The organism is Pseudarthrobacter phenanthrenivorans (assembly GCF_036455295.1).
GTDB classification, from domain to species: Bacteria; Actinomycetota; Actinomycetes; order Actinomycetales; family Micrococcaceae; genus Arthrobacter; species Arthrobacter phenanthrenivorans_C.
The window spans coordinates 4,523-31,317 of the sequence record NZ_JAYXNX010000022.1 but is presented as its reverse complement, the minus strand read 5'-3'; the positions used below and the strand labels follow the sequence as shown (position 1 = coordinate 31,317).

Below are 26,795 nucleotides of genomic sequence, written 5' to 3'. Positions count from 1 at the left end.
TGCACATGCCTTGTCATAATAATTGACTTTTCAATTTCCGGCGCAGATTGGGGTGTCATCAGCCCGGCTTACTAGTAGCGTATAAATGGTTGGAGCGGGATGGCATTGGCGCTGGGCCAATGGGGGGCCATCTCCGCCTGGCGCAGGGATAGTAATGGACGATCTTGGTGTAGCTGTAGTCATCGAAGATGATGCCGATGTGCGTAACCTCCTTGAAGGAGTGCTGACGCAGGCAGGCTTCGAAGTGCATACGGCAGTTGATGGGCGCTCCGGGGTTGAGGTGGTCCGCGGCAAGCAAGCCAACGTTGTGACGCTGGATATCGGTTTGCCGGACATTGACGGGTTTGAGGTTTTGCGGCGGATCCGGAATTTCAGCAACGCGTATGTGGTGATGCTGACCGGACGCACCGACGAGCCTGACCTGCTATCGGCCCTCAATGCCGGGGCTGATGATTACATAGCCAAACCCTTCCGCCCAAGGGAACTGCGGGCGCGGGTGGCGGCGATGATGCGCAGGCCGCGCCACGAGGCGGATGGGCAGGAGCCGTCTCCTGCACACTGGGGACAAGCGCAGGCGCCTGCCGCCCACCATCCCGAACCCGGGGTTCTGCAGCATAACGGGCTCCTGCTGAACCACCGCACCCGCACGGTGGAGGTCAAAGGTGAACCGCTGGGCCTGACGCGCAGCGAGTTCGACCTGCTCCACGTGCTCCTGAAGGGCGGGGGCGCGGTGTGCACCAGGGCGGACCTGGTGCGCGCGGTCCGCGGCGATTTCTACGACCGGGACACCTACATCAGCGAGGCCGACGAGCGTGCCGTGGAGGTCCATGTGGGAAACCTGCGGCGCAAACTCAAGGAGGACCAGCTGTCGCCGCGGTGGCTGCAGACAGTTCGCGGTGTGGGTTACCGCCTGGCGCCGCGGCGTCCGGACGACGCGTAGGCGCTGCCCCCTTACGGCGCACACGTCCCTTCTGCCGTGCCGCTGGCCGTTTCCAGGATGTACGTTGTCTGCAGCTCGGAAACAGTGAGTGCGCCGTCCTGGGCTATATCCGCCATCATGGCCTGGCTCCGGGCGAAGTCGCCCTGCCGGATCAGGCTTTCGAGGAGTTCGGCGAGCCGGGCCAGCCGTACGCCGCCCACCATGGCAGAGCTGATCTTGAGGCTGATGACAGCGTCCAGGGCGGAGGCTTCATCCTCGCTGTCCACGGCTGTTCCCAGCCGGGCCAGGCGGATGTCCCACATGGCGGCGTAGTCGCGGGCGAAGCGGCGGGCCAGTCCGGATCCTGCCAGTTCGTCTTCCAGTTCATCCAGTACGGCAGCATCAATGAGCGGCAAAAGTCCGGCCGCTTCCAGGGAATGGACCTGGCCTGGCTCCGGAGTTGGCGGGGCTGGCAGAGTGACCCCGGGGAGCAGTGAGTCCGCGGCGGGGCTCTTTCCGCTGGTGCCGGGATCTGGACTGTGCATTGTTCAAGGCTACTTCCTGGAAATCCTTCGCGGTTCAATTTCTCATCATTCTGTGTAAACCTTGAGGCAACCTTGCCGCCCCCCTGCGTATCCCTTAGTGGCCGCTGAAGGTCATCACCGCGTTGATTACGGCCGGTCCCAGAATGGCGATGAAGAGGACCGGGAAGATGAAGAAGAGCAGCGGGAAGAGGATCATGACGGGAAGCTTCATGGCTTTTTCTTCAGCGCGTTGGCGCCGTTTGACGCGCATGACCTTGGCCTGGACCCGCAGCACCCGGCTGATGGCAATGCCGTAGGTATCGGCCTGCACCACGGCCTGCACAAAGCTGCGCAGTTCCGGGATGCTGGTCCGTTCCGCCAGGGCGATGTAGGACTCCCTGCGGCTGCGCCCCACCTGCATGTCCTGGAGGGTACGGACCAGTTCCTCCGCGAGCGGACCCTTGCCGTTCTCGCCGGCCCGGGCCATTGCCCCTTCGAAACCCAGCCCGGCTTCCACCGAAATCAGCATCTGGTCCAGGGTGTTGGCGAGTTCCAGCTGCATGGCCTTCTGCCGCTCCTGGCCTTTGCTGTACAGGAGCAGGTCCGGGATGAAGTAGCCCAGGACCAGGACGAAGATCCCGGCGAGTTTCATAATCGGCGAGCTGCCAATGGAGGTCAGATAGAGGCCAATTGCCGCCCCTGCCACGCCAAGGCCCAGCTTCGATCCCAGTACCTTGCCCAGCGGCATTGAGGCCGGCCGGCCGGCAAGGGACAGCAGCCGGTCGAGGAAGGCCACGTACGCCGGGGGAGTAAGCCGCCGTCCGATCCCTTCCAGCAGGCCGGCCTTGGAGACGGGGGCGGCGGTGACGGTCGGGGCGCCGCGGGAGAGCAGCTCGGTCACAGCCACGCGCCCCTGTTTGTCCACGGTGAGCACGGACCAGGCCAGCAACCCCACAGGTACACACACCAGCAGCACGGCGAGCAAAACGGTCAGGTTCATGGCGTCCTCAGAACTTCAGGTCGATGATCTTGCGCATCCACAGCGCACCGATGGTCATGAGGACAAAGGAGGCGCCGATCATCACCCAGCCCAGCGGGTGGGTGAACATCGCGTTCATGTAGTTGGGGCTCACAGCCAGCAGCATGGCCACAATGCCGAACGGCATGGCGATCAGGATGTAGGCGGAGAACTTGCCTTCCGCGGCCAAGGCCTTGATGTGGCCCTTGATTTCGGTGCGCTCGCGGATCGTTTCGTTCACCTGGTCCAGCACCTCGGCCAGGTTGCCGCCCACCTCACGGTTTATCTGGATGGCCTGGGAGATCCAGACGAAGTCCTCGTTCTTCATCCGGTCCGCCGTGTCGTTGAGGGCAGCCAACAGATCCCGGCCCAGGCTGGTTTCGGTGATGACGCGCCGCATCTCCTCGGACGTCGGCTTTTGGGACTCCGCGGCAGCGGCGTCGATGGCGCGCAGGATGCTGTGCCCGGCCCGCAGGCCTCCCGAGAGCAGCTGCAGCGTGTCGCCGAGCTGGCCGTCGAAGGCGGCACGGCGCTTGCCGGCCAGGAAACCGAGGACGAGTTTGCCCACGAAGGGTGCCAGCAGGGCCAGCAGCAGTCCCATGACGGGACCCACGGTGACCAAACCCACCAGCAGTCCCACGCACGCGCCGATGCCCACGAGCAGGAAGAATTCGGCCTGGCTGAGGCGGAGGCCGGCGTGTTCCAGTTCCGCACGGGAAAACAGTTTGACGTTCCGGCCGGCGAGGAGGCGTTCGAAGGACCTCACCCCAGACAGCGCCAGGCGGGACAGCGAGGACGGGGGCTCGGGTTCAAACGGACGACGGCGGTCCAGCGGCACCGAGGGTGCGCCGGGCAGGAGCACGGCCACACCGAGGAGGCAGATGGCTGCCAGGAGGATGACGCTTCCGAGGGCGATGAGCATGGCCGCGTCCCTACTTGGCGCCGGGCGAAAGTGATCCGGCGAATACCGCGGGAGAGACATGGATGCCCAGGTCCTCGAACCGGTCGATGAAGCGGGGCCGGATCCCTGTGGCGACTGGCCGCCCGAGAAAGCGTCCCTGCGCGTCAACGCCTGCGGAGTAGTCGAAGACGAAGGCGTCCTGGAGGGTGACTATGTCGCCTTCCATGCCCTGGACCTCGGTGACGTGGGTGATGCGGCGGGAGCCGTCGCGGAGCCGGGATATCTGGACGATGAGGTTCACGGCGGAGGCGATCTGCTCGCGGATGGCGCGCAGCGGAAGGTCCATGCCGGCCATCAGCACCAGGGTTTCCAGGCGTGCCACGGCGTCGCGGGGGGAGTTGGAGTGCACGGTGGAGAGGGAGCCGTCGTGCCCGGTGTTCATGGCCTGGAGCATGTCCAGTGATTCCCCGCCACGGACCTCGCCCACCACAATGCGGTCCGGTCGCATGCGGAGGGAGTTGCGGAGGAGCTCGCGGATGGTGACCTCACCCTTGCCCTCGGTATTGGGTGGCCGGCTTTCGAGTCGGACCACGTGCTCCTGCTGGATCTGCAGTTCCACCGCGTCCTCGATGGTGACGATCCGTTCGTCGTGGGGCAGGAAGGAGGACAGGACGTTGAGGAGCGTGGTCTTGCCCGTGCCGGTACCGCCGGAGACGATGATGTTCAGCTTGGCTTTGACGCAGGCGTTCAGAAGCTCGGCCATTTCCGGGGTCAGGGTGCCGAAATCGATGAGGTTGCGGACCGTCAGTGGTGTCTTGCTGAACTTTCGGATGGTGAGGGATGACCCGCCCACGGCCAGTGGCGGGATGACCGCGTTGACACGCGAGCCATCCTCCAGGCGTGCGTCCACCAGCGGAGATGACTCATCAATGCGGCGTCCCACCTTGGACACGATCCGTTCGATGACCTTGCGCAGGTGTTCTTCGGAGCCGAACCGTGACTCCGTGAGCGTGAGCTTGCCTTTGCGTTCCACGTAGATCTGGTCCATGCGGTTGACCATGATTTCGGTGACCGCCGGATCGTCCAACAGGCGCTGGAGCGGGCCGTAGCCCAGCACGTCGTCGGCAACGTCCTGGACCAGGCGGGTGCGTTCCTCCGGGGTCAGCGGCACCTGCTCGGCGTCGACGATGCGGGTGAGTTCCTCCTTGGCGGTGCTCCTCAGTTCCTGCTCGGTGACGGCGGCGTCATTGAAGCGCGTCCCCATGCGTTCAAAAAGGGCCGTGGCCGCCCTGTCCTTCATGGCTGCGAAGACGTCCACCTTGGGTGCGGAGGGCACCGGCTGGGTGCCGGCGTCGTGCGTTGAATGCACGACGGCGGCATGCCCCGGGAGGTGCCGCTCCAGACTTTCCGCGGGGGACGGCGAGGGTGCCGGGAGGGGAGCGTCGAGCAGCGCGGTGCCCGCACCGGCCGCCTGGCTCCGGTTCTGGACCGCATTGATGCGTTCGGAGAGTTTCATCAGATAACCACCCTTCGGTGAAGCTTCCGCTGGGCCTGTGTACGCCATGCCGGGTTGAAGCGCTCCACCAGCTGGCGAAGGCTCTTGACGGCGGGGTCTTTCTTGGATTCCTGGAGGATTGGGACGCCGCGGTTGGTGGAGAGGGCCACCGCACGGGAACGGGGGACGCTGACGTCCACGGGTGCGCCGATGGTGGATTCGACGTCCTGGACATTAAGGCCGGTTTTGGTGTCGGCCATGTTGAGAACCACGTGGCGGGATTCGGGCATGATCTCCAGCTGGCGCAGCACCTCCAGGCCGGAGCGCAGGCCGCGGAGGCTGGGGATGTCCATGGCGCTGACCCAGACCACGTCCGTGCACTGTTCCATGGCGGCGAGGCCGATTTCCGGCATTCCGGGGGCCGTGTCGATCACCACGTACTGGAACTCCTGGGCGAGCTGTTCGAGCAGCCGGCTGACCTGGGCCGGGGTGATGTGGTCCGCGTCCACGGGGTTGGGCGGCGCGCACAGGGCGTAGATGCCGGCAGGATGGACGGTGAGGAAGGCCTTGAGGACCAGGGAGTCCTGCGCGGCGGCCGGCGTGACGGCGTCCGTGACCGTGTGCTGCGGGTTAAGGTAGAGGCCGGAGGCGACGTCGCCGAACTGCAGGTCCAGGTCCACGATCACCACGCTCATGGGTGCCATTTGGCCCAGGCCGATGGCGATGTTGGTGGCCAGGGTGGTTTTTCCCACGCCGCCCTTGGGGGAGAAGACGCCGATGACCAGGCCCTTGGTGGTTGCTTCCGTCTGCTGTGATTCGGTGCCGCGGTGGCGGGTGGCGAAGGACTGGCAGGCACGTTCCAGCAGGACCCTGATTTCGGCAGCGTCCGCCTGCGGGCTGAGGATGTCCCTGACGCCGGCGCGCATGGCATGAAGGAGGAACTCCGGCTGTACGTCGCTGACCAGGACCAGGCTGAGGCCCGGGAGCTGGACGTCGAAGACCTTGGCGAAGCGCAATGCCTCTTCGTACGGAACGTCGGGGCCGATGATCAGGACTTCCGGCTGCTCCTGGTTGAGGAGGGCGAACAGTTCCGCCGGGCCTGCCGGGAGGATGTCCGAGGCGATGGTCTGGACGGTGCCGCGCAGGCCGTTGGCGACGGCGGCGCGCAGCTTCTGGTCAAAGTCGGTGTTGGGGGAGAGGAGGACGAAGCGGCTCATTTGTACACGTTGTCCTTCCTGGCGATGAACGGGCCGTTGTCCTGGGCGTCGAGGGGTTCCTTGGTGAGCCAGAGGTCACCGTTGTTGGAGGAGTAGATGATTTTCGCGGCGTCGATGTCATTGACGGCCACGGTCACCATGAAGGATCCCTGCGGGAGGGTGGTGTCCTGGGGGTTGGTGCCGTCCGTTGGCTTTGCGGTGGCCGATGGCTGCGGTGCTCGCTGGACGGCGGTGACCAGGGCCTTGCGGATGGTGAGCTGGGTAGTTGGATCGCCTGCCTTGGTCTTGTCGGCCCCGGATGTGAAGTTGAGCGCAATGCCTACGTGGTCGCCGGGCTCCAGGCGGCCTCCCACGACCTTTTTCGGCTCCAGCTCGAACGTGACCTCCTGAAGTCCCGCGGGCACCTTGACAGCACCGCTGGTCTTGGCATCAGCGGGGTCGACCAGACGTTCCTTCAGGAGTTGCTCCCCGGGGACCAAGTCCACGGCGGCCACCTTGCCGGCCGAATCATCGAGGTTTTTCAGGGCGGTCTTCGATATAGCGGTGGCGGGAACCTGCTGCACTGCCACGGAGGCCTTCACGATATCGAGGGACGAACCTGCCGGGACAGCCTTGGTCACCACCAGCACATCAGTTGGATCCATATCCTTCATTGCCCGCTGATCGGCACCCTGGGCATAGGTGACGATGAGGACCGCTCCGATGATGGCCAGCACTATTGCTGATACACCGGCCAACATACGAGACTTCACGAACTGCTCCTGTTGCTCTTAGAAAACCACTTTGATGGGTGGGCTAGCTGCTGAGGGCGACGACGGTGGCGCCGTCCGGATTCACGGGGCCCAGGGTGTAACCGTTGGCCAGGGAGACATATTTGACGAAGGTTCCGATGATTCCGCGGCAAGGCTCTTTGCACTGCAGCGCGGCAGGCACGTCCGGCGTCCTGTTGCGGAACGTATAGGGCAGCCCTGTGGGGCCGAATTTCCAACCGGCAACTTTGAATGCGGCGAAGGTAGTGAGGCCGAAGACGGCATTGGTTCCGGTACCGGTGACGGCGTTGAAGATGGGAATCAGCACAATGACGTCTTTTCCGGCTGTCATGTCTGCCGCCCATGAGTTGAGGAGAGTGTCGCAATAGGGCGGGGGATTGTTGCCGGTATCGCCGCCGGCGGTGCTTTTTGAGATGTCGATCGTTGCGCCACAGGCATTAGGGTCCTGCTTAAGTCCGCCGAAGCCACCGTCCACTGCCGCGCCGGACGGTCCGTAGTTGCAGGAAGGGTTGGCTCCCGTCCCGTGCATCTGCAGAAGTTGCATGACGCCGTATTGGCCACGGACCTGGCAGATTGAGATGGTGATGGGGAAGGCAGCCAAACCTTTGGTTGGACTGCCCCACTGGACGGATGCCGGTGCATTGACCTCAGCGGTGCTTATTCCAAGGGCCTGCGCAAAGAAGAGGGACACCTGGTTTGGCGTGTGCCCCGCTTCCTGGGAGGCGACCGTAACAGTCACTTGGCGGTTGGTCTTGTCCAGGATCACCGACTTGACGTTGCTAAGGCTGTCATTGGCGTTGTTGTTCGCCAGGTTCGCCGCCAACGTTGACGTGGTTGAGCAGTCCGGATCTGTCAGGTTGCTGGCACACTTTTGGGCGATTGCCAAGGCGGCGGCGTCGGCTCCGTTGTGCAGTTGGGTGCGTTCCGCATACATCATCGCCACGTCCACGGCCATGGCACCAAAGCCGAGGAGGACCACCAGCATCAGCGCGACGACGACGCTAACAGCGCCGTGTTCGCCATCGCACGTCCTTTTAGACATGTTTAGCCTCCGCACAGCATGGCTCCTTGGCCAGTCATGCTGAACGGTCCCGCTATCCCTGTCAGGGTGGACAGCGAGTACGTAATGGTTACGGACATACGGTTCCCGGAGGCGCAGGTCGTCGTACCCGTGTCGAGATTTTTGAACGTGATGTTCGAATCAGTTAACGCGGGATTAAGGGACACTGCGGTGTTCTTGGCTGCGGTTCGGGAAGCGGTCGGATCGTTGGATATGGCCATAACCCGCACACCTTCGCGCGCGGCTGCTGATAACGATGCTTGGGTGTTGTACACCCGGCTGAATTCCATGATTCCCAAAAGCAACATGACGAGGACAGGAACCACTATCGCGAACTCGACAGCAGCAGCGCCGCGTTCGGATTGGCGATTCATGGGTGTGCCTCTCGTTTGCATACGCTCCGTTACTGAAACGGAAGTGGCGGCGATCCAAATGCCGCCGCCACCACGTTTGGAAAGCCCTGACGGTTTACTTGGAGCAGCTGCCTGCGGCGGCGGCGGTCGTCGCCGTCCATGTGCCGCCCTTGACGGAGCAAGCAGTGCTATTGAAGAGCTCGGTGAGGTTACCACCAAGCAGAGTGACGGCGACGATGATGGCAACAGCAATGAGGGCCACCATGACGCCGTATTCAACGGCGGTTGCGCCCTTTTCGCTGCGAAGGCGGACCGAGAGGTTGGTGTAGAGAGAAAGCATTTTGACTCCTGTGCGAGACGGATAGGCTGGCCCAGCACCAGCGCTTCAATGAAGTTAGCAACGCTTGATACGACATTGACCGGATCTTGCAACATCCTGCGCAAAGTCTTTACGGACTGCCTGCTCGCTGCGCTTTTGCATGGTTTTTGCTGCGCTGACGCTGCGTTTGCCGAACACCACGGCAGGCACACAAAAGGACCCCCTCGGTTCTGGGTGCCGAGGGGGTCCGGTCTATTGGGCGCCGAAGGGGCGCCGGCCTTGGTGGAAGGTCAAAAAGCTCCTACGAAGTTCTTCATCACGTTGATGACTGCAGGCCCCATGATGACGATGAACAGGGCTGGGAGAATGCAGAACATCAGTGGAAAGAGAACCTTGATGGGCAGTTTCATGGCTTTTTCCTCAGCCCGTTGCCGCCGCTTGACGCGCATCTGCTTTGCCTGCGTCCGCAACACGTTTGCGATGGCAATTCCGTAGATGTCCGCCTGGACAACGGCTCGAACAAAGGCACGAAGATCGGGCACATCGGTGCGGGAGGCCAACGCGAGGTAGGCGTCCCGGCGGCTCCTGCCCACCTGCATGTCCTGGAGGGTTCTCATGAGCTCGAAAGCCAGGGGACCTTTTCCGTTTTGTGCTGCCCTCGCCATGGCAATTTCAAACCCCAATCCTGCTTCCACGGAGATCAGCATCTGGTCGAGGGTGTTTGGCAGTTCGAGTTCGATTGCTTTCTGACGCTCGGCGCCCCTGCCGTGAACCAGGATGTCCGGAACAAAGTAGGCGAGGATTGCCGCCAGCACTACGAACAGGTAAGCCGATGCTGTGGGATTCTTGCTGACGATAAGGATCCCAAGTACCGCAACGAGGAGTGCCAATGCCGGCTTGGCAATCAGCAGCCGCGGAAGGGGAAGCTGTGCAGGCCTGCCGGCCCTGGCCAGGAGTTTATCCAGCCAAGCGACGTACCCTTTGGGCGTCACCTTCATTCCCAGGGGGACCGATGGTTTGGAATCAACGGCCCCGATCGCCCCTGCCCCGGGCACCGCACCCTCCACGAGGCGGATGCCGCGGCCCAGGTTGCTGCGAACTGCTGCGAACCCCCTCCTGTCTACCGCCAGGAAAGACCACACCAGGAATGAAGTAGGAAACACGATCAGGCCAACAATCAGCCAAGCCATTGCTGTCATGTCTTCCTCCTAGAACTTGATCTTTACGACGCGGCTGAGCCAAAACGACCCTGCAACCAGGAGGACAACTCCCACTCCCAGCAGGACCCACCCGATTACGGTGGTGTAAAGGGTCGCGATGTATGAGGTGTTGGCGACTGACATGTACAGGAACATTCCAATCGGGAGAGCCACCAGGATGTAGGCGGAGAGCCTGCCCTCAGCGCTTAGCGCCTTGACCTGGCCTTTGATCTGGCTGCGCTCGCGGATGGTTTCACCCACCTGGTCGAGGACTTCTGCAAGGTCCCCACCCACCTCACGATGGATCTCGATCGCCTGGCCCACCCACTCGAAGTCTTCGCTGCGCAGCCGGTGGGCAGCATCAATCATCGAGTCCTTGAGGTCCCGCCCAAGCCTGTTCTCGTTGACCAGCCTTGCAAACTCCTCGGACGTGGGTGCCTCGGCTTCCTTGGAAACTGCGTCTACGGCCCGGAGCAGGCTGTGTCCGGCGCGAAGGCCTCCGGAGAGCATTTGCAGGGTGTCACCCAGCTGCGCATCGAACTTTGAACGGCGCCGGGAAGAAAGGATGCCCAGGACCAGCATGGCCAGCAAGGGAGTCGCCATGACGAAGAGCAGCGCTGCGACAATTCCTCCGAGAATGAACCCGACAAAGCCGGCGGTGATGGCTACGGACGCAACCAACAACAGGAAATCTGCTTGGCGCATCTTCAGGCCGGCCTGTTCCAACGACGCCCGGCTGCCGAACCTGGCGTTCTTGCTGACGTTCCTTTCAAGGTAGGACGTGGCCGAATCCGTTACGCGGGTGAGTAGGGTGGGGCCGTTGGCTACCCCGGGCCTCCGACGGGACATGGCGATCGCACCGCGGCTGCTCTTGAATGTGATGAAGAAGAGGACCGTGCCGGCACCCAGGCAGAGAGCCACTCCGAGCGCCAGGAAGACCGGGCTGGTGGTGTTCACCTGAAGCCACCGCCCACGGGCGAGCTGCCAAACACCGCGGGCGACAGCGAGATGCCGAGGTCTGCGAAATGGTCCACGAAGCGCGGACGTACCCCGGTCGGTACAGGGCGTCCCAGGAATCTTCCGTTGGCATCCAGGCCCGCACTGTAATCAAATACGAAGGCGTCCTGGAGAGTGACGATGTCGCCTTCCATTCCTTGAACTTCGGTCACGTGCGTGATTCGCCGGGATCCGTCCCGCAGCCTGGAAATATGGACAATGAGGTTGACAGCCGAGGCAATCTGCTCACGGATGGCGCGCAGCGGCAGATCCATGCCGGCCATGAGGACCAGGGTCTCCAGCCTGGAGATGGCATCACGTGGCGAGTTGGCGTGCACGGTTGAGATTGAGCCGTCATGGCCGGTGTTCATCGCCTGCAGCATGTCAAGCGATTCCCCTCCACGGACTTCGCCGATCACGATGCGGTCAGGCCGCATGCGCAGGGAGTTGCGGACCAGGTCCCGGATGGTGATTTCGCCCTTGCCCTCGATATTGCGCGGGCGGCTCTCGAGCCGTACCACGTGTTCCTGCTGGAGCTGGAGTTCTACCGCGTCTTCGATGGTGACGATCCGCTCGTCAGAGGGCAGGAACGACGACAGTACGTTGAGCATCGTCGTCTTGCCGGTACCGGTTCCTCCGGACACGATGATGTTGAGCCGGGCCTGGACGCATGCGTGAAGAAGCTCGGCGATTTCTGGAGACATCGAACCCAGGGAAATGAGGTTGTTGACTGTCAGCGGAACCTGGCCGAACTTGCGGATTGTCAGGGATGAACCGTTGACGGCCAGGGGCGGAATGATGGCATTAACACGGGATCCGTCGCTAAGCCGTGCATCCACCAGCGGTGACGACTCGTCAATGCGCCGTCCAACCTTTGTCACGATCCGCTCGATCACTCTGCGAAGGTGGTCCTCGTCATTGAAGCGGGCACCGGTGACGCCGAGCTTGCCCTGGCGTTCAACGTAGATCTTGTCCGGGCCGTTGACCATGATTTCCGTGATGTCCCCGTCTTTGAGGAACTTCTCAAGCGGGCCCAAGCCCAGGACGTCGTCGATAATTTCCTGGACAAGGCGGTTTCGCTCGGTGAGCGTCAGCGGGATGTCCTCTTCTTCGATGATCTTCTTGAGTTCATCCTTGACGTACTGCTGCAGTTCCGCGTCCTCGATGGAAGAATCCGTGATCCGGCTGCCCATGCGCTCATACAACGCCACGCCGGCCCGCTCCTTGACGGCAGTGAGGGCTTCGCTGGGTTCACTTGTGTACGCCGGGGAAACGAGCGGATCGGCAACCGAGGCACTGTTGGGGCTCCACGGGGCTGCCGGAACTGCCGCGTCGGGACCGTTCCTGACCTCGTCGTTTCCGCGGGCTGCTTCCAACCTTCTTGCCAGACTCATTGCACTACCGCCCTTCTGTGCAGCTTCTTGTGCTGTTTTTCCTTCCAATCAGGCTTGAGACGCTCCACCAGCTGACTCAAGCCCCGCGCAGCGCTGTCTCGGCTGCCGTCCTGGAGGAGCGGCACGCCCTTGTTGGTGGAAAAGGGAACGGCCCGGGAACGCGGCAGGACTATGTCCACCGGGCAGCCAATCGTGGCTTCCACATCCTGCACCGTGAGCCCGCTTCTGCGGTCCGCGAAGTTCAGCACAACGTGCCGGTTCTCGGGCAGGAGATTCAACTCCTCGAGGATCCGGAAGCCTGTCCTCAAGCCCCTGATGCTGGGAATGTCCATGCCACAAACCCAGACGGCATCGGTGGCACGGTCCAAGGTTGCAAGGACGTGTTCACCCAAACCGGGTGCGGTGTCGACCACGACGTACTGGAATTCGGAGGCCAGTTGGGCGATAAGGTGGCCCACCTGTTCGCCGCTGATTTGGTCGGCTTGGGCAGGATTGAGCGGAGCGCACAGCGCATAGACACCTGATGGGTGCAGGGTCAGGTAGGACTTCAGGACCATGCTGTCCTGGACGGCCGCTCCGGTGACGGCATCAATCAAAGTACGCTCCGGTTCCAGCATGAGGCCGGAAGCGACGTCGCCGAACTGAAGGTCAAGGTCCACTACGACGACGTTGCTTGGTGAGACTTTGCCCAGCCCTACCGCCAGGTTCGTTGTCACGGTTGTTTTGCCTACTCCACCCTTGGGCGACATCACCGCGATAATGCGGGTTCCCGTGGGTGCTTCCGCTACAGACGCACCCAGGCCCCGCCGTCGTCCCGCTGATGCCAGGCTTGCCCGTTCCAGCATCGCCCGGATGTCGTCGACGGACGCCTCCGGGCTGAGGAGGTCACGGATACCGGCGCGCATGGCCGGCAGGGCGACGTCGGATCCTCCCTCAGTGACCAGGACCACACTGATCTCCGGGAACTGGAGATCGAAGAGGCTCGCAAGCCGGATGGCATCTTCAGTTGGAAGCCCGGGACCCAGGAGGATCACTTCCGCCGGGTCCCCGTTGATGGCGCGAAGGATGTCGTCCGGGCTCGGCGGCAGGTAATCGGCCTGCAACGTCTGCACAGCACCGTGAAGGCTGTTCGTGGCCTGCTTGGTCCGCTGGGTGAAGTTGTTGTCCGGGGTGATCAACACGAACCTGCTCATTTGACCAGCTCGACTTTCTTGATGACGGCCGGAGCGCTTTCCGTAGCTGATGCCGGTTCCTTCGTAAGCCAGAGCTTTCCGAACTCTGCGGCAAAGGCGATCTTTTGAGCGTCAGCGTCGCTGCGGGCAAACGTCACCAGCAACTGGCCCGTTGGCAGCTGCGTGTTTGCCTGTTCGCTGGATCCCTGGTTGCTCGCCGAGTTTTGGGTGACCGCCCGCTGAACGCTGGTGACCAGTACTTTGTGGAAGATCTGCTGCGCGGTCGCGCCGTCAGGGCCGTCTCCAGCGAACAGGGCTACTACTCCCACAGTGTCGCCGGCCGCGATACGTCCGCCAACAACCCGCTGCGCGTCGAGCTGTACCGAGATTTCCTGCATGCCGGCAGGAACGGGAACGGATCCCGGGGCTGCCAGAGACGTCGGGTCAACGAGGCGAACACCCAGGAGGGGTTCGCCCGGCACCAGGTCAGCCGACGCCACTTTCCCGTCGAGGCCGTCGAGGCTCTTCAGTGCTCCATTGGGCACTGAGGCTGACGGGAGAGACGTGAGCTTGACCGCCGACTTGATCTGGTCCAGCGTCGATCCTTGAGGGATCTGCTTTTCCACCACCAGAACGTCGATGGGTTGCAGGTCCGCCTGGGCCCTGGCTTCAGAGCCTTGAACGTATGAAATGAGAAGCAGAGTGCCGACTACGGCGAGCACGAGCGCAACGATGCCTCCCAGAAGGCGAGTTTTCAATGTATTCCCCTAACTTGGTTCCTATTTGATGAGTGAGACACTGTCTGTCCCGAAGTCCGCTCCGCCGCCGCCTCCCACGGAGGTCGAGTATTCGACGAATTGGCCGATGATGCAGCGGTCGTTTCCACCAGAACAGGCCAGGTTGGCGTTCATGCCCGGATCCGTGGCAGTGTCCCGGAACTCGTAGGGCCCGGCGGAATTTCCGAAATGCCAGCCCCAGATGCTGAACGTCGCATACCCCACGATGTGGAATACGCCCGTATTTCCGCTGCCCGAGGCCGTATCAAAAATGGGGAAGGTGACCTTTACGGTCCCGCCTGCCAGGAGCGTGTCTTTCCAGCCTTGGAGGATGGTTTGGCACGTCGTGGGCGGGTTGTTGCCGGGGTTGCTCGAGGTGAAGTTTCCAACGGAGGTGACTGCGGTGCAGGGATCCGTTGATGTGTCGTCCAGCCATCCCCAGCCCCCCGGAACAGTGAGCCCGGACGCGTTTGTGCAGGAGGGAGTTCCGGGCTTCCAGGTGATCTTCTGTGCATCGCCGCCCGCAGGTGTTGCCGGCCCCAGGTTCCAGCAGCTTTGCGAGAAGGCCAGAGGAAATCCTTTGCCGCTGCTGGGGTAACCCCACTTGGCCGACGCCGAAGCCCGGATGTCTGCTGTCGGAATGCCTATAACCCTGGCGAACTGAAGAGAGAAGTGGTTGCTTCCATCGGGGTCCTGCGACTGCAGGGTAATGTCAATGGTTCCCGCCGTGGCGTCCGCTACAGCGCTAAAGACATTGCTGTGTGCATCCAGTGCGTTGCCGTTGGCATACCCAACTGCTGCAGAGGATTGATCGGCCGCGCAGGGCGTAGCCGACTTGGCGCACTCCCTGGCGATGGCGAGTGCCGAAGCGTCGGCACCGTTTTGAAGTTGTGCATGCTCTGAATACATGGTGGCAACGTCGACAGCGAAGGCTGCCATACCCAACAGGAAGACCATAATGAGGGCTGTCAGAGGGGCAACGACGCCGCGCTCAGACTTCGTTTTCTTCATGCGCCGCATCTCATGACACCTTTGCCTTGAATGTTGAGGCTGGCCGGCATCCCAGGAATCAGGTTGGGAAAGCCTGTCATCCATGGAGTTGTGTAGCTGACGCTGACCGAGACGTCATTGCCGTCAGCGCATGAGCCAGTCCCCGTGTACGAGATGGCAATGTTCGCGCTGGTCAGAGGCACAGAAGGAGCGGCTGCCACGCCTGCTGCCTGCGCGCTGGAGGGTGAGTAACCTGCCTCAGAGCAATGGACGGCCGCATAGCGCGATGCCTGGCGTGCCGCTTCGCTAAGGGACACCTGGATGTTGAATGCCCGCCCCATCTCAGCGATGCCGAGGACTAGGGCAAGAAAAATTGGTAGAACCAGAGCAAATTCGACAGCAACCGCGCCGGCCTCCCTCATTCCGCGAGGGCGCGCTGGGCGCTTAGCAAGGGGCTTCATATTGATGACCGGGATTCTTGAGGGCCGGAAGGGAAATCCGGCGAGCCATATGATGAGGTTTCATCGCTTGAATTGCTTGGGCCGGCAGGAATTGCCTGGAACAAAACGTGAAGCCCAGAGGCGGTGACGGAACTGAGGATCAGTTGCCCAACCCGCCCGCCACCGTCTCTGGGCTTCCAGAACTCCGGCTTCCTACAGCTGACCGGCGACCGTGTTGAACGCGGTGTTGATCTGGGTGCCCAACGTCGCCACCACCACGATGATGACTGCGGCGATGAGGGCCACCAGGAGGCCGTACTCAACAGCGGTTGCTCCCTTTTCCGAGGTAACGCGCTCCTTCACGCCTGCAATCAACGCGAGAATCGGAACCATTAGAGATGACACTTTTCCCCCCTTCAGCGGTGTAAGGGCCGTCAGAGCTTGCCGGAGATGGTTGTGAATGCGGTGTTGATCTGCGTGCCGAGGGTTGCGACTACCACGACGATAACCGCAGCGATCAGTGCAACCAGGAGACCGTATTCAACGGCCGTGGCACCCTTTTCGTCACGAGTGAAACGATCCTTGACGCCGGCGACGAAAGCCATCATCGAGACCATGAGAGAAGTCATTTTAGTGTCCTTAATTCGGTGAAATGAATTGATATTTTGATTTCAACGAATTTCCAGCTGCCCCCGTAAATTCTTAGCGGCTGGACTTCGCTAAGAAGAGATTGTCACTGGACGGTATTGACCAACAATGCGTAGTTGTACTCGACTTTTAGCAGACGAGGCAAAAGTACGTACTCGAAAGATGTGGCCAGTACTCAGAAAGGCAGGCGGGTACCGTGCCGACTACTTGGAAGCCGGCGCTGGATGCCGCGGGAGGGCTGGGGGAATTGACGCGAAAATGCCTAACCGGTGAAGAGTGCGATCGCTGCCAGAGCGCCCAGCATGGAGGGGCCATGTGGCACTTCCGTGGCTTGTTCCCGGCCTTTTCTCCGTAGCACCAGTACCGTGACGGCACCGTTGAGAACGAAGCCGAGCAGGCCACCGTAGAGCAGTTGGGACCAGCCTAGGTACCCCAGGTAAAGGCCGACCGGCGCGGCCAGCTTCACATCGCCCATGCCGATGCCACCGGGAGATATAAGTCCCAGAATCAGGTAGGCGGCAAACAAAACGACGGCTCCGAGGACAGCCCGAAGCAAGTGGTCAGATTGCTTATCAATTAGTCCGGGAAATAAAAGCAATAAAAGACCGCCGGCGAGCAGTATCAACACGAGGGGATTGGGCAGTAAGTGGAGCGCCACATCGATCCGGGCCAGCTGTACGCCGAGTAACGCAAGGAATATAAAAGCGGGAAGGGTGAAGGTAATCCCAAAATGCAATGCAAAGGCGACGCATGCGCTCCCGGTGAGCGCCGCCGTCGCAGTCCGGACGCGGGGCGACGGGGCGTGGCCGAGCCGCGGAAGGAGCTTTGCTATCAATGCATCGGCGATGAGGGAGAGGAGGGCGCCGGCAAGGCCGGCCGCAAGGACCAGGAGCAGGCTGCTGGAGTCGCCGTTCCCCGCTAACAACACTGCGTCTCCCTATATAGGTTGAGCCGGCACGGCCACAGTGGCCGTTGGCTACCCCATTTTGACCCTGATGCCCCGGACGCGCTAATCTTGGTAGTCGTTGTGCGTGTCCTGTTCCGATGGTGCGTGCCCGCTTGAGAATCCGGTTGCAGGATAGCTACTCAACGTGCACATTCGGAACTTCAGGATGACTGGTTACATGGAGCCCTCACCTCTGTTCCGGTAGCGCGCAGACAGTAGGTGCGCGAGCTAGCGACACCTAAACAAGAACGCCAGAACAAGAACGAGGCAAACACCGTGCGTACGTACACCCCGAAGCCCGGCGATATCAACCGCCAGTGGCACGTCATTGACGCCACCGACGTTGTCCTTGGTCGTCTTGCAAGCCAGACCGCAATCCTGCTGCGCGGCAAGCACAAGGCCACTTTCGCATCCCACATGGACATGGGCGACTTTGTCATCATCATCAACGCTGAGAAGGTAGCCCTGACCGGCGCCAAGCTGGAGCAGAAGCGCGCTTACCGCCACTCCGGCTACCCGGGCGGCCTGACCTCCGTCAACTACGCGGAACTGCTGGAAACCAACCCGGTCCGCGCCGTTGAGAAGGCCATCAAGGGCATGCTCCCCAAGAACTCCCTGGCTGCCCAGCAGCTCGGCAAGCTGAAGGTGTACCGCGGTGCCGAGCACCCGCACGCCGCCCAGCAGCCCAAGACTTTCGAAATCACCCAGGTCGCCCAGTAGTCCTGGCCACCAAACAACTTACTTAATACAAGGAGAATCGTGGCTCAGAACGAAGAACTGACCACCGAGGCCCCCGAGGCCGAGGAAAACCTGACCAGCTACACCTCTGAGAGCTCCGCTGCTGAAGCTGCTCCCAAGAAGGAGCGCCCGGCACTGACCGTTGCCGGCGCAGCTGTTGGCCGCCGCAAGGAAGCCGTTGCACGCGTCCGCGTTGTGCCCGGCTCCGGCAAGTGGACCATCAACGGCCGTGAGCTGGCGAACTACTTCCCGAACAAGCTGCACCAGCAGGATGTCAACGAGCCCTTCAAGATCCTCGATCTCGAAGGCGCCTACGACGTCATCGCCCGCATCCACGGTGGCGGCATCTCTGGCCAGGCCGGCGCACTGCGCCTCGGCATCGCCCGTTCGCTGAACGAGATCGACGTCGAAAACAACCGCCCGACGCTGAAGAAGGCCGGTTACCTGTCCCGCGACGCCCGTGTCATCGAGCGTAAGAAGGCCGGTCTCAAGAAGGCCCGTAAGGCCCAGCAGTACTCCAAGCGCTAAATCCGCTTACAAAAGCCCGTCCCGCTGTTCAGCGGGACGGGCTTTTTGCATGCCGGATCCATAGGCGCTATCTAGACAAGTCGTAAAACTCCACTCCATCGAGGGTCTCCTTGGGAAAGTTCGCTCTTACCCAACTGACAATTCGGGCAGACTCTCCGCGACCTTCGAGGGTCAGGGGCGGCAGGTTCTGGATTGTCAGGGAACCCACCTGCTTAGCGGCCACCATCGCCGTGAACTGCTCAAGTGTTGGGAATGGATCAGTTCCGTCAAAGCCCCCCACTGGCAGCACCGGGCGCCTAAGTTGAAGTTGATAATTGGCGGCGGACTCAGAGCCTACGACAGCCGTAGCCCATGTAGTGCTGGTCCCCGAACTTTCCAGCCTGCGGAGCACAGATGCGTTAGGGATATCCCCAAACATCACAGCGATGAAGCTCGGTGGCACAGTGGGTCCCAGCTGCTGTCTATCCGGGTGATCAGTACGGATGCCGAGCAGGCTGGGTCCTGCTACTACGCCAGCCCCTACATGCGGGCTCAAGATCGTGTTCACGGACCAAATTACTGGGCCTAGCATCAGTGCGAAGAGCAGCAGCACGGTTGACACCGCCTGGAATGGGTTCCTGCCAGGGACTAGTTGGACAGCTGCAACTATTGCCCACAGCCCTAGAAAGACCTGGGGGAGGCCCGGAAAGTCCGCGGTGGAGCGCGATGCCGTAGCGAATACCAACACCATGGTTGACAGAAGCGTGATGGCAAGGAGCGCTCGCGGCTTCCAGCCGCTGCGCCATCCCGAGAGTTTCATGAACCCAACCGCTGCCAACGCGCAAAGCGAGGGAACCACTCCCAGCGAGTAGTAGGGGTGAACGATCCCGGACATGAAGGCGAGCACGGTGGCTGAGCAGGCGAACCACACCGCCATGAACAGCAGGAATGCGCGCCTGCTTTGGTTTTCGCGTCTCTTCCACAGAGAGTAAAGGGCAATCCCCAGTCCGGTCACTGCGAAAGGAAGGAACCAGCCGAACTGTCCGGAGAATTGCGGTTGGAGAAAACGCTGGAAGCCCGCGTCCAACTGCTCCGCAAGGGCTTGGGTATCTGGCGACATCGTCCGGCTGGCGTCAGCGCCCGTCAGTCTGTCCAGACCGTTATAGCCAAACGTCAGCTCCACGACGTTATTGAGTCGCGTTCCCCCGACAAACGGCCGCTTTGACGTGTCGGTTAGCTGGACCAGCAGGAACCACCACCCGCCGGCAACCAGTGAAGTAGCAGCGGCGAGGAGAAGGTGGACAAGTCGGCGCCGAATGGTCCCTGAGGCATACGCAAGATATGCCACGGTCACGGCGGGAAGAATCAGTCCGACCTGCAACTGTTTGGTCAACAGGGCTGCGCCGATCAGTACCCCAGTAAGAGTGAGCCATCGTAGCGACGAGCGTCTAATGGCTTCCAGGGCAGACCAGGCAATTCCGATCATCAACAGGCAAAGTAAGGCGTCAGGATTGTTGTAGCGGAACATCACCGTGGCGACCGGTGTAACAGCCAGGAAGGCTCCCGCAAGGAGGCCGGTTCTCGCGTCAGTGTACGTGCGAACCATCCGAAACAGCAGATAGACGCTTGCAACCCCCATGAGCGCCTGCGGCACGAGAATGCTCCATGGGCTCAAGCCGAACATCCGAACGGACAGTGACATAATCCAAAGGCTCAGTGGCGGCTTGTCGACGGTGATCGCATTGGCTGCATCGGAGCTGCCAAAAAGGAAGGCTGTCCAGTCCTGGGCCCCGGACATGACAGCCGCAGAATAGTAGGAATTCGCCCAACCGTTCCGGTCCAAACCCCACAGGTAAGTTACGGCGCTAACAACCAGCAGGATCGCGGCAAGGTAGTTTTCACGGGCCCCAGTTAGTCCACGTTTTGCCTCTGGGTCATTGGCCGTTACGGCCGGGGAAATAGGGGTCACCATGAGTATCGCGCCTGTATCAAGTAGGCCCGTGAGCTGGACTGAAAAGAGTGAGCCCCTCCCTGGATGACTGCCCCAATCTTCCTCATGCTGGCTTTTCCTTCCGATGTGTCCTTTGCACGGAACCCGTTTCGCTTGCATCGCCAACGTTGGTCTTGCCCAAGCTTTGGGCTGGGCGCTCGACCAGAAGCCAACTTAGCCAGGCAACGGGAAAGGTTGCGAGTATGCTCGCAATGCCAAACATGACAGGGCCCGCCACAGACTCGAGACCGGACATGGCCAGGCATTGCTGGACTGGCCAACCGTATATGTACATCCCATAGGAGACGTCGTGGTGACCGCCCAGCTTCTTTAGGGGCAGTAGCAGCGAAAGCATGAGGATGATGGATACAAATGGAACAAAGACCAGATAGTAGCCTTGGCCTGTTGCCAGAATTGAACCAGCAAGTATGGCTGCGATCATCAAATTCCGTGCTGAGAACGGTAAACGGGCCCGGAAACAGGAAATTGTTGATCCCGCGAAGAATGCGGTGAGAGGAGCCATGGGACCATTCACTACCCAGTAGGACACCTCCTGCGACTGACTTGCCATCCATAGACCCGCGGTACCAAGAACCAACAGGATCAGAACAGCGGAGGTGAAGAGCCTCGGGCGCAAGAACGCACCCAGCAGGCCAACGATCACGTAACAGAAGGCTTCCCAGAACAACGTCCATAAGGGTGCATTCCATAACTGGGCGTCCGGAAGACCTGCGAGGCTCCCGCCAATGGGCCCTGACCCCGGAGGAGCGGCCAGTAGGAGACCATTGTGTACCGCGAACCGAACGGCATCCCCGAGACTATAGTTCCGGTCCCTAAGGAATGCGGAGACCGGTGCAATTCCGAAGGCAACGAGAACAACGGACACCCACAGACCTGGGACGATCCTGAGGATTCTGGCGCGAAAGTAGCGAAGTGTGCCTGTGTTGGCTAGCCTGCTGGTCGTTATCAAGTAGCCGGAGATACCGAAGAACGCCAAGACAGCCCAAGCACCAAGACCGATTCCGAAGAACTGCGGCTCCGGGCCGAATCCACCGATGTGCCAGGCGTGGGAGAAAATCACACTCGCTGCCAAGCATAGACGCAGGACGTTCAGCGAATTGGGTCGGGTGGAGAAGGCCCGTTCCAGGCTTTCAGAATGGTTGGTTGGGAGCATTCGGATAGCTTGAAAAGACTCAAGCATGCGCTACCCCTAATCTTGCCGGCCTAGAGTCGCGGCGGTGAGGCCTGAAAACCCAGAGACGCATCAGGACGAAACGTACGAGGGTAGCCAACACATTCGCCCCCGTAAGTGTCGCCAGCTCGAGGCCAGGGGGAGTGTCGGCCACGATCGCCTGAAGTATTGTGAGCGAAGATGATGTAATTCCCCACGCGAGGATGAATACGATAAGACCTTGAAACTGTTGCATAAACAGTCTCGCCGGTCCTCGGATCCCGAAGGTGAACCGCCGGTTGGCGGCAGTGTTGGCGACCGCCGTGAGGAACAGCGCCGCAAAATTAGCCTCCTGCGGGCCCATATGGCCTTGTAGCGCCAGGTACAGCAGCGCATAGGCCAGCGTTGAAGCAACACCCACCAATCCGAATCGAAGCACCTGGCCAAAGAAGCTAGGCCTTCCCGCCGCCACCAGCGGACGACGTCCGAGCTCCATATATATTGCATGGATCGGAATTGCACCCCTGATCAAGGAGTGTGCCACCCGCATCATGCCCTTAATATCATCGCGCGCGGTTTGGGCAATATCTACGCGGCTGTCCGGATCATCCACCCAGTCAACGGGAATTTCATGAATACGAAGGCCAGCTTGCTCCGCAATAATAAGCAGCTCGGTATCGAAGAACCACCCATTATCCTTCACGTGCGGAAGAAGGCGATGAGCAACGTCTGAGCGTATTGCCTTAAAACCGCATTGCGCATCGGAAAAACGGACCTGCATCGTCCGGCGCAACAACATGTTGTAGGACCTGGAAATGAACTCCCGTTTAGGCCCTCGGTCTACTCGTGCATTCCGGCCGAGTCGGGTGCCGATTGATATCTCTGAGTGTCCAGAGAGCAGGGGGGCCACCAGCGGCGGCAAAGCTGCCAAGTCGGTGGACAGGTCAACGTCAAGATAGGCGAGAACTCTCGCTGACGATGCTTGCCAGGCATCCCTCAGTGCATATCCCCGGCCCTTGACGTCGAGGCGGCGGTATTCAACATTTGGCATGCACTGGCTGAGTCGAGCGGCGATCATTGATGTCCGATCGGTGCTCGCATTGTCCGCGATGGTGATCTTCCACGTGAACGGCATTTCCTGCGTTAAGTAGTTCGCGAGCCTTGTGATGCTGTTCTCGAGTACCGCTTCCTCGTTGAAGACCGGTACAACAATCTCAAGCGCCAAGCCCCCATAGCTAGGTGTCATGCATGGATCGTAGGGCCCCATGAATGAGGATTGCGAGAGTCTCGCGTAAAGACAGGTACCACCGGCTAAAAGCAAGTAGTCCGGGCAAGACCCTCCCACAACAGGCGGGTAATCAAGGCTTTCGGGCAGGTAGGACTGGTTGTGGCCGGCGATGGGCTAAGCCATTTAGAACTCAGGGATCCTCCTCGCTTTTCCAAATGTTGGACCCGAGACAATGAGTTGCAGCCTCTTTGGGGAGAACGGAGAGGACAGGTACCTGCTACTCGTTTCCTGCTGATCGGTGGCCATTAACATAGCCAGGCATGGGAGACAACGATCAGTCGGGCCTGGCCCCGCGTCTGACTGCCCTGGATGGGCTTCGCGGGGTCGCTGCGGCGGTTGTACTCGTTCACCATTGCCTCCTGACATCCCCCGGACTTGATGCTGCTGTGAACGCCCAGGGTGCAGGGGCAGGGGCAACTGTCCCCTGGATATGGTGGGCAACGTATACGCCGTTGCATTTGCTCTGGGCGGGTCGCGAGGCAGTCTATGTCTTCTTCATATTGTCCGGGTATGTTATCGCTCTGCCGTTTTTGAAAGCCGGGCGGCCAAGATGGCGGGGTTTCTATGCAAAGCGCGTCATACGTATTTACCTGCCTGTGTGGGCTTCAATTCTGGTGGCTCTGCTTTTAGCGTGGGTAGTCCCAAGAGAAAACTCTCCTGACCTCAGCAACTGGCTCAATGCTCATTCTGGCGAATCGAACATAACGCGCGACCTTCTGCTGCTTCTCGGCACGGGGCAATTGAACTCGCCACTTTGGTCACTGCAATGGGAACTGCTGTTTTCGCTGCTCCTGCCGCTGTACCTACTCGCTGCGTCACGTTTCCAGCGCTTATGGGTTCTCTGGATTTTTGTTCTCGCGTTATTTATAGGTCTGGCGCAAGCCAGCAATATGGCCGCCCCGGTCTTCCTCCCGATGTTTGGCATGGGCGTGCTGATGGCTGCTCGTCACGGCCTGCTGATTAGATGGGCTGCACGTCTTCCTCAGGTTGGCTGGTATTTTGTAGTCGCAGTGTCTCTGTTCTTGCTGCTCACGCCGTGGTTATTTCCGCGACAGCCTGGAACAATCGGCACCGCAGCGATCGGAGGATCCCTCATGGTATTTACATTCCTGGGATGCAGGCCTGCGGTCACCTTAGGGAACGGCCCATTCTTACAGTGGCTGGGGAGCCGCTCGTTCAGCCTTTACCTGATCCACGAGCCAGTAGTTGTATCCGTCGCTTTCGCTTTCCACGCGTCGGACGCGTTGCTGGTGGCTGTAGTTGCCATCCCGCTTTCGCTCGCCGCCAGTGAACTATTCTTTCGTGGGGTGGAACGACCGAGCCTGCAGTTGGCTCGGGGAGTCGGAAGTCTTCTGGTCGCCCGGTCCCAACGGCGTTCGGCATCCGTACCCCAAACTAAACCAGCGGCGTGAACAGTCAACGGCTGTAGAGGGCTCTGTCGCCGGCACGTTCGAAATCGCCGTTGGCAAGCGCCCGTTGACCGGCAATTCTTTTTGTTTCGGTGGGCCGAGTATCAGGCCGCTACGTACTACGGCCTTGAGCCTGCCGCCGAAAGCCGGGGGATGGCGGCCAAGAGGGTAAGTGTGGGCAGGGCAAATACCGGAGAGGCGAGAACCATGGCTGGCGCCATGACCCAATGGAGATTCTTTTTAGCCCCCCACATCACGGTCATGACGGCTGCAAGGCAACGCAGGACAAAGCTGACGGTCCCGTCTTGAGTCCCCCCACTGTTCGACAACAGAAAGTGGAACCATGCTTGCCATTCGTTTGGCGTCAGTATGTAAGAGACGGCGGCAATAGCTGCGGTAAAAGTTAGGATCTTCGCAACGTTCATCCACTCACGCCGTGCCGCGTACCAAAAGAGGCCCACGCCGCTCGTGATCTTCGTAAGGAGCGGGAAAGCCCAGGACACGGGATATCGGGTACCTATGACTGCGCTGGCAGCAAGCAGAATGAAGATGTTGGCATTTACCAGCTCCGGGACACAGAGCAGGAAGATTGGGATGGACCACCGGAAAGGAAGGGGCTTCAGTAGCCAGGCCAACAGTGATCCCTGAAGAACAACCCAGGCTGCGAAGAAGAATGGCCAGTCGAGCGCTGCCAGCGGACGGACAGCCGTAGCAAAAGCCGGTGAGTACAAGTAAGCGTCTATTTCCCCGGCTACACGACTGTAGTCAACAGGGCCGCGACCCGCGAGCCAATAGGCATGGGCATCGATTCCAGGGTTTCTGTTCAGAACAGCAAAGTAGACGCCATGAGCGGCGAAGTACGGACCGATTAGCCACGTCAGTACAAGGGCTACCTTGGTGAATAGTGGAAATTTGCTGGTGAATTTGCCTAGGCCGCTTTGGGTGCCGGCGGTGCTGATAGCTGTTGAAGTTCTCCCCATGACGTCATGATTGCAGAGTAAACACTCCGTGACCACGAAAAAAATCTGCAAGACCGGGCTTTTGTTGCCGCGGCAAGGGGCATCCGTCGGTCGCTGAATCCCGTCCATGTCCACGCCCACGGCTCGAGAGGATCGCGATGCCTCCCGCACCCATCCTCTACACTTGACCGGTGTCTAGATTATTTGGAACTGATGGTGTCCGGGGCTTGGCCAACGGCCTGCTGACAGCAGAACTGGCCCTGCAGCTGGCCCAGGCGGCCGCCGTCGTGCTTGGTCATGACCGCAGCGCAAACGGCGCGAGGCCCCGCGCCGTGCTGGCCCGCGACCCGCGTGCCAGCGGCGAGTTCATCGCCGCCGCCGTCGAAGCCGGCCTCTCCAGCTCAGGCATCGACGTCTATGATGCCGGCGTCCTGCCCACGCCTGCCGCCGCATACCTGGTGGCGGACCTGGAGGCGGACTTCGGTGTCATGATCTCCGCCTCGCATAACCCGGCGCCGGACAACGGCATCAAGTTCTTCGCCCGCGGCGGCCAGAAGCTGCCCGACGACGTTGAGGACGCCATCGAAGCCCAGATGAGCCGGGAAGCTGTCCGTCCCACCGGCGCCGACGTGGGCCGCATCCAGCGCTTCTCGGACGCCGAGGACCGCTACATCGTCCACCTGCTCCGCACCCTTCCGCATCGCCTCGATGGCCTCACCGTGGTGCTGGACTGCGCCAACGGTGCCGCCAGCGGCTGTTCACCCCAGGTCTTCAAGGACGCCGGCGCCCACGTCATCGTCATCGGCGCCGACCCGGACGGCCTCAACATCAACGAGGGCGTCGGTTCCACCCACCTCGGCCCGCTCAAGGAGACGGTCGTCAAGTACGGCGCGGACCTCGGCATAGCCCACGACGGCGACGCCGACCGCTGCCTGGCCGTGGACCACGAGGGCAACGAGGTGGACGGCGACCAGATCATGGCCATCCTGGCCGTAGCGCTCCAGAAGGCCGGCAAGCTCAGGGACGACGTCCTGGTGGCCACCGTGATGAGCAACCTGGGCCTCAAGCTCGCCCTCCGCGACGCCGGTATCACCATCGTGGAAACCGCAGTGGGGGACCGGTACGTGCTCGAAGGCATGCGCGACGGCGGCTACAACCTGGGCGGCGAACAGTCCGGCCACGTCATCTTCTCCGACCACGCCACCACCGGCGACGGCCTCCTTACAGGTCTTCAGCTGGCCGCCCAGGTGGCCCTGACCGGGAAGGCACTCAAGGAACTCGCCACCGTGATGACCAAGCTCCCGCAGGTGCTGATCAACGTGAAGGGCGTGGACCGCAGCAAGGTGGGCAGCAGCGATGTCCTGGCCCAGGCGGTGGCAGCGGCGGAGGCAGCGCTCGGCGAAACCGGCCGTGTCCTGCTCCGCCCCTCCGGCACCGAGCCCGTGGTCCGCGTGATGGTGGAAGCCGCAGACGAAGAGACCGCCCAGTCCATCGCCGAACACCTCGCCCAGGTGGTCCGTACAGAACTCGCGTTGGAGCTTGCCTCAAACTAGCGAAGCGCAAGAAAAGTGGCCCGTCTCCCATATGGGAGACGGG

28 protein-coding genes are annotated in these 26,795 nt (G+C 61.2%); 5 read left to right on the top strand and 23 right to left on the bottom strand.

Going from position 1 to position 26,795, the window contains the following annotated elements:
- Window positions 1-154 precede the first annotated feature (154 nt).
- The gene (locus tag VXJ37_RS19460) at window positions 155-940 is read left to right on the top strand and encodes a response regulator transcription factor (RefSeq protein WP_331324672.1); all 786 of its coding nucleotides are present in this window, start codon (window positions 155-157) and stop codon (window positions 938-940) included.
- A gap of 11 nt (window positions 941-951) precedes the next feature.
- Here VXJ37_RS19460 and VXJ37_RS19455 read toward each other — a convergent pair whose 3' ends face one another.
- From VXJ37_RS19455 to VXJ37_RS19365, 19 genes are all read right to left on the bottom strand, one after another.
- A complete protein-coding gene (locus tag VXJ37_RS19455; RefSeq protein WP_331324671.1) occupies window positions 952-1,464 on the bottom strand; it encodes an Hpt domain-containing protein in 513 nt (170 codons plus the stop codon).
- Between the two features lie 94 nt (window positions 1,465-1,558).
- Window positions 1,559-2,443, bottom strand: a complete 885-nt coding sequence (locus tag VXJ37_RS19450; RefSeq protein WP_331324670.1) for a type II secretion system F family protein — start codon at window positions 2,441-2,443, stop codon at window positions 1,559-1,561.
- Window positions 2,444-2,450: 7 nt separating this feature from the next.
- Window positions 2,451-3,383: a type II secretion system F family protein gene (locus VXJ37_RS19445; protein WP_331324669.1), complete on the bottom strand. Its 933-nt coding sequence runs from the start codon at window positions 3,381-3,383 to the stop codon at window positions 2,451-2,453.
- A 10-nt stretch (window positions 3,384-3,393) separates the two neighbouring features.
- Window positions 3,394-4,878, bottom strand: a complete 1,485-nt coding sequence (locus VXJ37_RS19440) for a CpaF family protein (RefSeq protein WP_331324668.1) — start codon at window positions 4,876-4,878, stop codon at window positions 3,394-3,396.
- Window positions 4,878-6,074, bottom strand: coding sequence for an AAA family ATPase (locus VXJ37_RS19435; RefSeq protein WP_331324667.1), 1,197 nt, complete (start codon window positions 6,072-6,074; stop codon window positions 4,878-4,880). The genes VXJ37_RS19440 and VXJ37_RS19435 overlap by 1 nt, the downstream gene beginning before the upstream one ends.
- On the bottom strand, window positions 6,071-6,826 hold the full coding sequence (gene cpaB / locus VXJ37_RS19430; protein WP_331324666.1) for a Flp pilus assembly protein CpaB: 756 nt from the start codon (window positions 6,824-6,826) through the stop codon (window positions 6,071-6,073). Before cpaB (VXJ37_RS19430) ends, VXJ37_RS19435 begins: the two co-directional genes overlap by 4 nt.
- Window positions 6,827-6,869: 43 nt before the next feature.
- Window positions 6,870-7,886, bottom strand: coding sequence for a pilus assembly protein TadG-related protein (locus VXJ37_RS19425; protein ID WP_331324665.1), 1,017 nt, complete (start codon window positions 7,884-7,886; stop codon window positions 6,870-6,872).
- A 2-nt stretch (window positions 7,887-7,888) separates the two neighbouring features.
- Complete coding sequence (locus tag VXJ37_RS19420; protein WP_331324664.1) at window positions 7,889-8,278, bottom strand: TadE/TadG family type IV pilus assembly protein; 390 nt, start codon at window positions 8,276-8,278, stop codon at window positions 7,889-7,891.
- 94 nt (window positions 8,279-8,372) lie between these two features.
- Window positions 8,373-8,597: a Flp family type IVb pilin gene (locus VXJ37_RS19415; protein ID WP_331324663.1), complete on the bottom strand. Its 225-nt coding sequence runs from the start codon at window positions 8,595-8,597 to the stop codon at window positions 8,373-8,375.
- A 269-nt stretch (window positions 8,598-8,866) separates the two neighbouring features.
- A complete protein-coding gene (locus VXJ37_RS19410; RefSeq protein ID WP_331324662.1) occupies window positions 8,867-9,775 on the bottom strand; it encodes a type II secretion system F family protein in 909 nt (302 codons plus the stop codon).
- 9 nt (window positions 9,776-9,784) lie between these two features.
- Window positions 9,785-10,732, bottom strand: a complete 948-nt coding sequence (locus tag VXJ37_RS19405) for a type II secretion system F family protein (RefSeq protein WP_331324661.1) — start codon at window positions 10,730-10,732, stop codon at window positions 9,785-9,787.
- A complete protein-coding gene (locus tag VXJ37_RS19400) occupies window positions 10,729-12,165 on the bottom strand; it encodes a CpaF family protein (RefSeq protein ID WP_331324660.1) in 1,437 nt (478 codons plus the stop codon). The genes VXJ37_RS19405 and VXJ37_RS19400 overlap by 4 nt, the downstream gene beginning before the upstream one ends.
- Window positions 12,162-13,358 (bottom strand): AAA family ATPase, encoded by a 1,197-nt coding sequence (locus VXJ37_RS19395; protein WP_331324659.1) that lies wholly within the window; start codon window positions 13,356-13,358, stop codon window positions 12,162-12,164. The genes VXJ37_RS19400 and VXJ37_RS19395 overlap by 4 nt, the downstream gene beginning before the upstream one ends.
- On the bottom strand, window positions 13,355-14,095 hold the full coding sequence (gene cpaB / locus VXJ37_RS19390) for a Flp pilus assembly protein CpaB (RefSeq protein ID WP_331324658.1): 741 nt from the start codon (window positions 14,093-14,095) through the stop codon (window positions 13,355-13,357). The genes VXJ37_RS19395 and cpaB (VXJ37_RS19390) overlap by 4 nt, the downstream gene beginning before the upstream one ends.
- Before the next feature lie 21 nt (window positions 14,096-14,116).
- The gene (locus VXJ37_RS19385; protein ID WP_331324657.1) at window positions 14,117-15,124 is read right to left on the bottom strand and encodes a TadE/TadG family type IV pilus assembly protein; all 1,008 of its coding nucleotides are present in this window, start codon (window positions 15,122-15,124) and stop codon (window positions 14,117-14,119) included.
- Entirely contained in the window at window positions 15,121-15,525 is a 405-nt protein-coding gene (locus VXJ37_RS19380) for a TadE/TadG family type IV pilus assembly protein (protein ID WP_331324656.1), read from the bottom strand. Before VXJ37_RS19380 ends, VXJ37_RS19385 begins: the two co-directional genes overlap by 4 nt.
- 231 nt (window positions 15,526-15,756) lie before the next feature.
- Complete coding sequence (locus tag VXJ37_RS19375) at window positions 15,757-15,948, bottom strand: Flp family type IVb pilin (protein ID WP_331324655.1); 192 nt, start codon at window positions 15,946-15,948, stop codon at window positions 15,757-15,759.
- A 29-nt stretch (window positions 15,949-15,977) separates the two neighbouring features.
- Window positions 15,978-16,172, bottom strand: a complete 195-nt coding sequence (locus VXJ37_RS19370; RefSeq protein ID WP_331324654.1) for a Flp family type IVb pilin — start codon at window positions 16,170-16,172, stop codon at window positions 15,978-15,980.
- Between the two features lie 281 nt (window positions 16,173-16,453).
- Window positions 16,454-17,119, bottom strand: coding sequence for a prepilin peptidase (locus VXJ37_RS19365; protein ID WP_331324653.1), 666 nt, complete (start codon window positions 17,117-17,119; stop codon window positions 16,454-16,456).
- A gap of 294 nt (window positions 17,120-17,413) precedes the next feature.
- Between VXJ37_RS19365 and rplM the strand changes: the two genes are divergently transcribed.
- Window positions 17,414-17,857: a 50S ribosomal protein L13 gene (gene rplM / locus VXJ37_RS19360; protein WP_043454696.1), complete on the top strand. Its 444-nt coding sequence runs from the start codon at window positions 17,414-17,416 to the stop codon at window positions 17,855-17,857.
- Between the two features lie 39 nt (window positions 17,858-17,896).
- Window positions 17,897-18,403, top strand: coding sequence for a 30S ribosomal protein S9 (gene rpsI, locus VXJ37_RS19355; protein ID WP_043454698.1), 507 nt, complete (start codon window positions 17,897-17,899; stop codon window positions 18,401-18,403).
- Window positions 18,404-18,470: 67 nt separating this feature from the next.
- Here the strand turns inward: rpsI and VXJ37_RS19350 are convergent, their stop codons facing one another.
- The 3 genes from VXJ37_RS19350 to VXJ37_RS19340 all read right to left on the bottom strand — a co-directional run bounded on the left by VXJ37_RS19350 (window position 18,471) and on the right by VXJ37_RS19340 (window position 22,789).
- Entirely contained in the window at window positions 18,471-20,354 is a 1,884-nt protein-coding gene (locus VXJ37_RS19350) for a glycosyltransferase family 39 protein (protein WP_331324652.1), read from the bottom strand.
- Window positions 20,355-20,436: 82 nt separating this feature from the next.
- A complete protein-coding gene (locus VXJ37_RS19345; RefSeq protein ID WP_331324689.1) occupies window positions 20,437-21,546 on the bottom strand; it encodes an acyltransferase family protein in 1,110 nt (369 codons plus the stop codon).
- 19 nt (window positions 21,547-21,565) lie between these two features.
- Complete coding sequence (locus VXJ37_RS19340) at window positions 21,566-22,789, bottom strand: bifunctional glycosyltransferase family 2/GtrA family protein (protein ID WP_331324651.1); 1,224 nt, start codon at window positions 22,787-22,789, stop codon at window positions 21,566-21,568.
- A 302-nt stretch (window positions 22,790-23,091) separates the two neighbouring features.
- On the opposite strand from VXJ37_RS19340, the gene VXJ37_RS19335 reads away from it, so the two are divergent.
- Window positions 23,092-24,243: an acyltransferase family protein gene (locus VXJ37_RS19335; RefSeq protein ID WP_331324650.1), complete on the top strand. Its 1,152-nt coding sequence runs from the start codon at window positions 23,092-23,094 to the stop codon at window positions 24,241-24,243.
- A gap of 116 nt (window positions 24,244-24,359) precedes the next feature.
- Here VXJ37_RS19335 and VXJ37_RS19330 read toward each other — a convergent pair whose 3' ends face one another.
- Window positions 24,360-25,340 (bottom strand): hypothetical protein, encoded by a 981-nt coding sequence (locus VXJ37_RS19330; protein ID WP_331324649.1) that lies wholly within the window; start codon window positions 25,338-25,340, stop codon window positions 24,360-24,362.
- Window positions 25,341-25,390: 50 nt separating this feature from the next.
- On the opposite strand from VXJ37_RS19330, the gene glmM reads away from it, so the two are divergent.
- On the top strand, window positions 25,391-26,752 hold the full coding sequence (gene glmM, locus VXJ37_RS19325; RefSeq protein ID WP_331324648.1) for a phosphoglucosamine mutase: 1,362 nt from the start codon (window positions 25,391-25,393) through the stop codon (window positions 26,750-26,752).
- Window positions 26,753-26,795 lie beyond the last annotated feature (43 nt).